General features: G+C 57.0%; 3 protein-coding genes. 1 reads left to right on the top strand and 2 read right to left on the bottom strand.

Annotated elements, in window-relative coordinates; genetic code table 11:
- On the bottom strand, positions 1-439 hold a 439-nt coding region (locus EN818_RS30605), incomplete at its 3' end, for a hypothetical protein (RefSeq protein WP_135906209.1).
- Between the two features lie 94 nt (positions 440-533).
- Between EN818_RS30605 and EN818_RS30600 the strand changes: the two genes are divergently transcribed.
- Entirely contained in the window at positions 534-1,430 is an 897-nt protein-coding gene (locus EN818_RS30600) for a LysR family transcriptional regulator (protein WP_135906208.1), read from the top strand.
- 39 nt (positions 1,431-1,469) lie between these two features.
- Here the strand turns inward: EN818_RS30600 and EN818_RS30595 are convergent.
- Positions 1,470-1,891, bottom strand: a 422-nt coding sequence (locus EN818_RS30595; protein ID WP_135906207.1) for an FAD-dependent oxidoreductase, incomplete at its 5' end; no start/stop codon positions are given.

Below are 1,891 nucleotides of genomic sequence, written 5' to 3'. Positions count from 1 at the left end.
GCCGGTTAATTACATCTTTTCCACTATCACGGATTGCCTCGTGACGTGTGCCGTTGTTTTGAACGGTGAAAACCTCAAAGGCCTTGGCACAGGCGTGGTCAATTATCAGGAGCCTTGACACGAACCAAAACTGAGGACCCGTGTTACCCTCGTTGTCATATGGTAGATAGGTGAACACACCGCCTTTGAAGGGCACGTTTGCAAAGGCGATCGGGTCGTCGCTTTCTACGGGCGGCCCAAGCGTTAGGCGTTCCGCGTCGCGTTGTTCAAGTGGCGTCACTTCAAGTCCGAAATAGGTGAACTGGGGCAACGCACCCCCTCCAGCGGATCGCTGCAACACGAATCTGCTCAAGGGCACCGCTTTGACGTACAACTCGTCGATTTGCGGAGCGGTGAGCGCGACTTGCTCGACAACCCGAGCAAAAGGGGCAATAGACATGGAAGCGGGCTCCGATTGTTACGCCATCCGTACGATCGCCAGCTCTTGTTGACAACGTATTGTTGTTACATACCTTATGTCATAAGGACAGCGGTTGGGTGCGCTAGTGTTTACGCTTCGTCAGATTGAGGTGTTCAACGCCGTGATGGAAACGGGGTCTGTTGTTGGCGCCGCGAACCTCCTCAACGTTTCTCAGCCGGTCGTCAGTCGCGTTCTTCGGCACCTAGAGGCGCAAGCAAAAGTTCCGCTCTTCGAGCGCGCCAAGGGGCGCCTGCAGCCCACGGCCCACGCAGCGTTGATATTTGGCGAAGTCGCGACGTTGTTTCGAAACGTACGAAACCTGCAGGAGTCGATACGCAGGATGTCGGTCGGCGAAGACATGAAGTTCCGCGTCGGCGCTTCACCGAGCTTGGCAGCGAGCATAGTGCCGAGAGCAATGCTTCGCCTCAGGAGGCGCTATCCCAAACTGATTATGCGGTTGGATGTTCTGTCCGTTTCCCAGGTCACCGACTATCTCGTTTTTGGGGAGGGGGAGATGGTGGTGGGTCTTTACCAGCAAAACCACCCTTCGATCGCCACCCAGATTCTTGGATCGGGCGAAATTGTTGCTGTCACCAAGGGTGCCACGAAAGAACGTCCACGGTCGCTTGGTGAGAGCGAATTGGCAAACCTGTGCCTGACCGACCTGGTAGGTTTCGAGAGCACCACGCCGCACGGCCAGTCCATTGCGGACTATCTTGGCGGCCGCGGAGTCCGCTACGAACCTACAACGGTCGTGCGGTTTGCTGAGACGGCATGCCGGATGGTCGAGGTGGGATTGGGATCGGCTCTGGTGGACAACTTCACAGCTATGGCGTTTGCGGGCCGCGACATAACAATCCATCGACTGCCCCAGGCGCCCGAAATGGGGGTATACGTGCATTCCCATATCGAACGCGGCCTATCGTCGTTTGGTCGGCACTTGCGCGATAGCCTGCGTGCCCGAAGTTGAAGGCAGTGGCATCAAGTTTGAGTGATTGATTGCCTGATGTCACGAGGAACGGCTGCTAGTCAGGTCGAGCAGTGCACCGTGTGACAAGAGCAGTGAGCGCAGTTCGCTGATTTCGATGTCGGAAAACCGCAGCAGTGCAGCCGCCGCGCCGGCAGCCTGACCGGTCGCGAACGCGGTGCCCATCACTCGTATCGAGCCATACGCCTCTCGATCGGCCCCAGTTAACCTGCCCGCCACGAGCAGATTATCAACATGAGTTCTGATTGCGTTCAGTGGGATACCAAAATAGCCTGAGCCACCCACTCCTATGTACTCTTGGACACCGGGAGCGTGGTGGATTTCCATGGGCCAGCCACCCAGTGCGATCGTATCAGTCGGCATCGCGGCATCGATAATATCGCGTGCCTTGACCTTAACGATCGTTTGCGGATGTCGGCTCTCCCTTACTCCAATCTGCGGGC

Origin of the sequence: Mesorhizobium sp. M3A.F.Ca.ET.175.01.1.1 (assembly GCF_004791945.1) — a bacterium.
Lineage (GTDB): Bacteria > Pseudomonadota > Alphaproteobacteria > Rhizobiales > Rhizobiaceae > Mesorhizobium.
Note: the sequence above shows the minus strand (reverse complement) of the source record. Positions and strands in the feature narration are given on the sequence as shown.